The sequence below is a fragment of the Streptomyces sp. NPDC058157 genome (assembly GCF_042884105.1).
Lineage (GTDB): Bacteria > Actinomycetota > Actinomycetes > Streptomycetales > Streptomycetaceae > Streptomyces.
On the sequence record NZ_JBHVUQ010000287.1, the window covers coordinates 1 to 7,354 of the forward strand.

The 7,354-nt window shown below is 74.5% G+C and carries 8 protein-coding genes; 5 read left to right on the plus strand and 3 right to left on the minus strand.

From position 1 onward, the window contains the following. The 4 genes from ACFVXK_RS35765 to ACFVXK_RS35780 form a co-directional block, all read left to right on the plus strand. Positions 1–864, plus strand: an 864-nt coding sequence (locus ACFVXK_RS35765; RefSeq protein ID WP_389620641.1) for an ABC transporter permease, incomplete at its 5' end; no start/stop codon positions are given. Between the two features lie 29 nt (positions 865–893). Continuing rightward, on the plus strand, positions 894–2,228 hold the full coding sequence (locus ACFVXK_RS35770; protein WP_389620642.1) for an LLM class flavin-dependent oxidoreductase: 1,335 nt from the start codon (positions 894–896) through the stop codon (positions 2,226–2,228). Beyond that, a complete protein-coding gene (locus tag ACFVXK_RS35775) occupies positions 2,225–3,811 on the plus strand; it encodes an FAD-dependent oxidoreductase (protein WP_389620645.1) in 1,587 nt (528 codons plus the stop codon). The genes ACFVXK_RS35770 and ACFVXK_RS35775 overlap by 4 nt, the downstream gene beginning before the upstream one ends. Continuing rightward, positions 3,808–4,164, plus strand: a complete 357-nt coding sequence (locus ACFVXK_RS35780) for a 4Fe-4S binding protein (protein WP_389620648.1) — start codon at positions 3,808–3,810, stop codon at positions 4,162–4,164. The genes ACFVXK_RS35775 and ACFVXK_RS35780 overlap by 4 nt, the downstream gene beginning before the upstream one ends. Before the next feature lie 90 nt (positions 4,165–4,254). Here the strand turns inward: ACFVXK_RS35780 and ACFVXK_RS35785 are convergent, their stop codons facing one another. The 3 genes from ACFVXK_RS35785 to ACFVXK_RS35795 all read right to left on the minus strand — a co-directional run bounded on the left by ACFVXK_RS35785 (position 4,255) and on the right by ACFVXK_RS35795 (position 6,763). After that, entirely contained in the window at positions 4,255–5,175 is a 921-nt protein-coding gene (locus ACFVXK_RS35785) for an NADP-dependent oxidoreductase (RefSeq protein ID WP_389620651.1), read from the minus strand. A gap of 134 nt (positions 5,176–5,309) precedes the next feature. Then, complete coding sequence (locus tag ACFVXK_RS35790) at positions 5,310–6,047, minus strand: DUF2470 domain-containing protein (protein WP_389620654.1); 738 nt, start codon at positions 6,045–6,047, stop codon at positions 5,310–5,312. Between the two features lie 47 nt (positions 6,048–6,094). Further along, positions 6,095–6,763, minus strand: coding sequence for a TetR/AcrR family transcriptional regulator (locus ACFVXK_RS35795; protein WP_389620657.1), 669 nt, complete (start codon positions 6,761–6,763; stop codon positions 6,095–6,097). Positions 6,764–6,861: 98 nt separating this feature from the next. Between ACFVXK_RS35795 and ACFVXK_RS35800 the strand changes: the two genes are divergently transcribed. After that, positions 6,862–7,260, plus strand: coding sequence for a cell division protein SepF (locus tag ACFVXK_RS35800; protein WP_389620660.1), 399 nt, complete (start codon positions 6,862–6,864; stop codon positions 7,258–7,260). Positions 7,261–7,354 lie beyond the last annotated feature (94 nt).

The following is a 7,354-nucleotide window of genomic DNA, read 5'->3' on the forward strand; positions in this document are numbered from 1 at the left end:
CGCCCGACACGGCCCGCCGGGGCCCGCCCGCGGCCGGCCACCCCGGCCCCCGCATCCGCGCAGCCCGCGGCGCCCGCCCGCCGCACCGGAGCGGCAACCGCCGTGCTGCGCCGGCTGCGGGCCGGGCTGCTGCGCTCGGCGGCGGTGCTCGCCCTGCTCGTGCTGTGGGAGGCCGCGCCCCGCCTCGGGCTGGTCGACGCCACGTTCCTGCCGCCCTTCAGCGAGGTGGCCCGGGCCTGGTGGGAGCTGCTCGCCGACGGGCAGCTCGGCGAGCACACCGGGGCCAGCCTCACCCGCTCGTTCGGCGGCTTCGCCATCGCCGTGGTGATCGCCGTCCCGCTCGGCCTGCTGATCGGCTGGTACCGCCCCGTCGCCGTCTTCCTCGGGCCGCTGCTGGAGCTGTTCCGCAACACGGCGGCCCTCGCCCTGCTGCCCGTCTTCGTGCTCCTCCTCGGCATCGGGGAGACCTCGAAGGTGTCGATCGTCGTCTACGCCTGCGTCTGGCCGATCCTGCTGAACACCATCAGCGCCGTCGGGAACGCCGACCCCACCCTGGTCCGGCTGGCGCGCTCGATGGACCTGTCCACCCCCAGGCTGTTCCAGAAGGTGATCCTCCCGGCCTCGGTGCCCGCCGTCTTCACGGGCATCCGGCTGGCCGGAGCGGTGTCGATCCTGGTCCTCGTCGCCGCCGAGATGATCGGCGCCAAGGCGGGGCTGGGCTATCTGATCAACGCCTCGCAGTTCAACTTCGCCATCCCCCAGATGTACGCGGGGATCGTCACGATCTCCGTGATCGGGGTGGCCTTCAACCAGCTCCTGGTCGCGGTCGAACGCCGCCTCAGCCTCTGGCGCGTCCCCGCCTGACCCGCCCCGCCGTCCCCAAGGGAACCGACATGCCCACAGCTCCCCGCACCCTCCACCTCAACGCCTTCCTGATGAACGCCGGCCACCACGACGCCGCCTGGCGCCACCCGGCCGCCAGCCCCGAGCGGGTCACCGACGTCGCGTACTTCCAGGAACTCGCCCGCACCGCCGAACGCGGCCTGCTCGACTCGATCTTCTTCGCCGACGGGGTCGCCCTGTGGGGCAAGGCCCGCCACAACGCCCTCGGCGGTTTCGAGCCGCTGACCCTGCTGTCCGCGATCGCCGCCGTCACCTCGCGCGTGGGGCTCATCGCCACCGTCTCCACCACCTTCAACGAGCCCTACAACCTGGCCCGCAAGTTCGCCTCCCTCGACCACATCAGCGGCGGCCGGGCCGGCTGGAACATCGTCACCTCCGGCACCGTCGACGAGGCCCGCAACTTCAACCGCGAGGAACACCTGGAGCACGCGGTGCGCTACGAGCGCGCCCGCGAGTTCCTCGACGTCGCCACCAAGCTCTGGGACAGCTGGGAGGACGACGCGATCGTCCTCGACAAGGAGCGCGGCGTCTACGCCGACACCGACAAGCTGCACCCGGCCGCCCACCGCGGCGCGCACTTCTCCGTCGCCGGACCGCTGAACGTGCCCCGTTCGCCGCAGGGCCGGCCGCTGCTCGTCCAAGCCGGTTCCTCCGAGGACGGCAAGGAGTTCGCCGCGCGGTACGCGGAGGCCGTCTTCACCGCCCAGCAGACCCTCGCCGACGGCCAGACCTTCTACAAGGACCTCAAGTCCCGCCTCGCCAGGTACGGCAGGGCCGAGGAGGACCTCCTCGTCCTGCCCGGCATCGCCCCCGTCATCGGCTCCACCGAGGCCGAGGCGAAGGCGCTGGAGCAGGAGCTCACCGAGCTCCAGATCCCCGAGTACGGGCTCGCCCAGCTCTCCGGCATGCTCGGCACCGACCTGACCGGCCTCCCGCTCGACGGCCCGCTGCCCGAGCTCCCCGAGGAACGCGACATCAACGGCAACAAGAGCCGCTTCACCCTCGTCGCCGAACTCGCCCGCCGCGACGGTCTCACCCTGCGCGAGCTGATCGCCCGCCTCGGCGCGGGCCGCGGCCACCGCGTGCACGCCGGCACCCCCGAGCAGATCGCCGACCAGCTGGAGGAGTGGTTCACCCAGGGCGCCGCGGACGGCTTCAACATCATGGCGCCCGTCCTGCCCACCGGCCTGACCGACTTCGTCGACCACGTCGTACCGATCCTCCAGCGCCGCGGCCTCTTCCGCACCGAGTACACCGGCAGCACCCTGCGCGACCACTACGGCCTGCCGCGCCCCGCCAACCGGTACGCCCGGAACCGCGCGTGAGCGGCCCCGCCACGGACCACCTCGCCGACGTCCTCGTCGTCGGCGGGGGTCCGGCCGCCACCTGGGCCGCCCTGAAGGCCGCCGGGGCCGGGGCGTCCGTCGTCCTCGCCGACAAGGGCTACTGCGGCACCAGCGGGGCGACGGCCGCGGGCGGCACCGGCGTCTGGTACGTACCGCCCGAGCCCGCCGCCCGCGAGGCAGCCATGGCCTCCCGCGAAGGCCTCGGCGGCTACCTCGCCGACCGCCGCTGGATGGCCCGCGTCCTCGACGAGACGTACGAGCGGATCGACGAGCTGGCCGTCGAAGGCCGCTACCCCTTCCCGGCCGGCCCCGACGGCCGGCAGCTCCGCGGCGGCCTCCAGGGCCCCGAGTACATGCGGCGGATGCGCGTCCGTATCCGGCGCGCCGGGGTCCGCGTCCTCGACCACAGCCCGGTCACCGAGCTGCTCACCACCGCCGACGGAGCCGTGGCGGGCGCCGCCGGATACCGCCGCCAGGCCCGCGAGCACTACCGGGTCCGGGCGGGCGCCGTCGTCCTCGCCACCGGCGGCTGCGCCTTCCTCAGCGGGGCCCTGGGCACCAACACCAACACCGGTGACGGCGCCCTGTTCGCAGCCGAGGCCGGGGCCGAGCTCTCCGGAATGGAGTTCTCCAACGCCTACGGCATCGCCCCCGAGGGAACCTCCGTCACCAAGACCGCCTTCTACTCCTTCGCCACCTTCTACCGGGAGGACGGCGCGGAACTGGAGGGCGCCGCCAGCCAGGGCGGCCGCTCGGCCATCGCCCGCGAACTGCTCACCGGCGCCCGGGTGTACGCCCGCCTCGACCGTGCCGCCCCGGACGCGCGGGCCGCCATGCGCCGCGCCCAGCCCAACTTCTTCCTCACCTTCGACCGGCTCGGCATCGACCCCTTCACCGACCGCTTCTCCGTGACCTTGTTGGCCGAGGGCACCGTGCGCGGCACCGGCGGGATCCGGATCACCGGCGACGACTGCGCCACGGGCGTTCCCGGCCTGTACGCCGCCGGGGACGCGGCCACCCGCGAGGAGATCTGCGGGGGCTTCACCGGAGGCGGCAGCCACAACGCCGCCTGGGCCATCTCCTCCGGCAGCTGGGCCGGGCTGGGTGCGGCCCGGCATGCGCGTGCGCTCGGCTCCGGGGGCGCTGCCTCCCGGCCGGTGCGCGGGGTGGGCGGAGCGGGGCTCCGCCCCGGCGGATCCGCCGCCGCCTCTCCCGGCCACCGCGCGGCCGTGGACCTCGTACAGGGCGAAGTGCTCCCGTACGACAAGAACTACCTGCGCCACGGCGACGGGCTCGCCCGGTCCCTGCGCGCCCTCGATACGGCCTGGGCCGCGCTGCGGGACTCCCTGCACGGTGAGGGCGCCGGCCTGGTCAAGGCACGGGAGGCGGCGGCGATGACGGCGCACGCGCGGTGGATGTACGCGGCCGCGCTGGCCCGCCGCGAGAGCCGGGGCATGGCCAGGCGGCTCGACCATCCGGACCAGGACCCGGCCTTGCACCACCGGATCCTGACCGGCGGACTCGACCGGGTGTGGACCCGGCCCGCGGAGGTGGCGGCGTGATCGAACTGGTCTCCGCGCAGCGGTGCATCGCCTGTGACAAGTGCGTCGAGGTCTGTCCCACGGACGTCTTCGAGCGCGGCCCGGACGGGATCCCCCTCCTGGCCCGGCAGGAGGACTGCCAGACCTGCTTCCAGTGCGAGGCCAACTGCCCGGTCGACGCACTCTTCGTGTCCCCGCTGACCCGGCCGCTGCCCGAGGACCCGGCCGTGCGGGACGAGGACGGCCTGGCGGGGCGGGGGCTGCTCGGCAGCTACCGCCGCGAGATCGGCTGGGGCCACGGCCGCACCCCCGGCTCGCTGAGGGCGATCGGGCCCGCACTGGGCGCCGACGGGGGGAAGCCGATCACCTCCTGAGGAGGGGCGGGGCCGGGCGTGTGCCCTGCGCGGGGGCGGCCGGAGTGCGGAACTCCACCCGCCCCCGGGCGCGCCTGCGGGGAGGAGGTGTCAGACCGAGAGGACGATCTTGCCGCGGGCCTGGCCCGCCGCGCTGAGTTCCCAGGCCCGGCCGGCCTCGGCCAGCGGCAGGACGTGCCCCACCTTGACGGTGATCTTCCCGGTGTCGGCGAGCTCCGCCAGGCGCGTGAGGTCGGTGGCCGAGGAGCGCGCCCAGATGTGCTTGGCGCCCTTCTCGCCCGCGTCGTTGTCGGCGACGGAGATCACCGGCCCGCCCGGCCGGACGATGGACTGGAGCAGCTCGACGCCGCCCTCGCCGTAGAAGTCGAGCCCGACGTCGACGCCCTCGGGGGCCAGCGCGGCGACCCGCTCGGCCACGCCGTCCCCGTAGAGCACCGGTTCGGCGCCGAGCGAGCGCAGGTAGTCGTGGTTGCGGGCGCTCGCGGTGCCGATGACCCGGGCGCCGAGGGCGACGGCGATCTGGACGCCGAGCGAGCCGACCCCGCCGGCGGCGGAGTGGATGACGACGGTCTGCCCGGCGCCGACCCCGGCGCGGGTGACGGCCTGGTAGGAGGTGAGCCCGGCCAGCGGCAGGCCCGCGGCCTCCTCGAACGAGAGCGTCGCGGGCTTGCGGGCGAGGGTGCGCACGGGGGCCGAGACCAGCTCCGCGTACGTGCCCAGCTGGACCCATTCCTTGCGGACGTACCCGTAGACCTCGTCGCCCACGGCGTAGTCGTCGGTGTCGGGGCCGACCGCCTCGACGACTCCGGCCACGTCCCACCCCGGGATCACCGGGTGGCGGACCTCCAGGACGTGCCCGAGGAAGCCGGCGGCCAGCTTCCAGTCCACGGGGTTGACCCCGGCGGCCCTGACCCGGATCAGCACCTCGCCGGGACCCACTTTGGGCTCGGGTACCTCAACGAGCTCCAGGGCGGTGGGAGTTCCGTAGCTGCTGTAGGTGATTGCCTTCATGTAGGGGGCAACGAAGGGTGCGGGGGAAGGTGTTCCGCCCGGTTCCCGCCCTCCGGCGGTCCTCCAGCGGTCCTCCAGCGGTCGTCGGGTGGTCGTTCGGTGGTCGTCCGGCAGTCCTCAGGCGCGCGGGGCGCTCACGCGGGCAGGGTGTTGGGGTGCGAGCGCCGCCGGGCCGCGCTGAGCAGGGCCTGGATCTGCGCGCCCGACTGCTCCACGTCGTCGAGCGGCGAGGGGAAGGGCAGCCGTACGTCCCGGTGCCCGGAGCGCTCCTCCAGGCGCAGGGTGATCCCGTACCGGTCCAGGGCGAGCGGCAGCGCGCGCAGGACGGCGGCCGTGGGGCGGGGCCGGACCAGCCGCAGCAGCAGGGTGACCAGTTCGGGGTGTTCGTCGAGGAGGTGCGTCAGCATGCCCGCCTCGTAGGGGGCGAGCGGGTCGGGCCAGGCCCCGTCCAGCTCGTCCAGTCCGAGGTACGAGGTCCCCTCCGCGGTCTCCAGGACGGCCTGGCCGTATTCCACGCAGGTGCCGGCGTCCGGCCCGGCCTCCTGGTCGTACGGGCTCAGCAGGTGGCCGAGCACCGTGACGCGGGCCCGCACCCGGTCGCGGACCGGGGTCGGGGCGATGTCGGTGAACTCCAGCCGGATGGAGGGCCGGCCCTCGCCGAGGAGGGAGGCGGGGTGCCCGGCGGAGGGTGCCGCCGGGTGCAGATGGAGCCGGCCGAGCGGGTCGCCGTCGTCGAGGTGGCGGACCTCGTGGCGCACGCCGTCGACGACCACCGTCATGGAGTGGGCGGCGGCCAGGACGGAGCGGACCCGTTCGGCGTCGGTGGGCCGGGCGGCGGCGGGCGTGGCGGCGGGGGCACCGGGCAGGCGCATGCGGATCTCTCCCTCGTCCAGCGGATAGCGGGTTAGGTATGCCTAACCTAACCCATCCGTGGTTCGGGGAGTACCCCGCGGGCCAGCCGCCCGAGGGTCTCGGCGATCCGTTCGGGCGGGAAGCCGAGGGTGTGCCGCTGGAACTGGTAGACCTCCGGGGCGAGCGGGCTCAGCAGCGCGTCCACGCTGACGTCGGGATCGGGGGAGCCGGCCTCCACCAGCAGGGACCGCACGTGCACGCGCCAGTTCCGGTACGCGCCCGCGGCGAAGCGGGCCGGGCCGGGGCGGATGCCCAGGGTCAGCGGGAGGTGCCGTTCGAGGTGGTCCACGGCGGCGGCGTAGAAGGCCGCCAGCCGCTGCGCCGGGGGCGCGCCGGGGCCCAGCGGCGGCGGGCCGAAGGCGAGCCGGCCCTGCAGGATGCGCTCGTGCTCGTCGAGCAGGGCCGCGGCCACCGCCGGCGGATCGGGGAAACGGCGGTAGAGCGTCGCGCGCCCCACCCCGGCGGCCTTGGCTATCTGGTCCATCGTCACGCTGCGCGGGTCCCGCTCCGTGAACAACTGCTCGGCGGCCGCGAGGATCTGGACGAGGTTGCGGACCGCGTCCTCGCGCCGCGACGGCCGCCCGGCACCCGCGCCGGACACCCCCGCGGCGGCGCGCCGGAGGGGACCCGCACCCGCGACGTCGCGTAACGTGCGGACCTCGTCGCCATTGGTCATGGCGGCGACCCTACGTGCTTCGTGTCGGTGTTGGGCCGAACGGGTGAAACACGAGAGGATGGGGGGATGCACATGAAGCGCACGGCCGAGGGGGCCCGGTGAGCAGGTACGACGTCACCGACGAGCAGTGGGAGGGACTCGCGCAGGTGGTACCGCTGCGCAGTCGCAACGAATGGCCCTCCCGGGTGGACCACCGCACGATCCCCAAGGCCGCCGGGGCGTCCGCGGCGGAACAGCAGCGGCGCTTCGTGGTGATCCGGGTCCAGATCTTCGCCGACGCGCGGGAGGTGGCGGAGTACCTGATCGCGCAGATCCCGGTCCTGCTGGACCTCACCGGCGCGGACACCGAAGTGGCCAAGCGGATCCTCGACTTCAGCAGCGGCGTGGTCTTCGGGCTGGGCAGCGGGATGCACCGGGTCGACCGGAACGTCTTCCTGCTGGCGCCGGTCGGGACCGAGGTCGAGGGGATCGCGGCCGCGGCCGTCCCCCGATCGTAGGAAGGTCGCGGCGGTGGAACGGTTCGCCGGGCCCGGCCCGGGTCCCGCGGACCGTACCGTCCGGCCATGGACGCCACTTTGCGCGCGCCGGGGC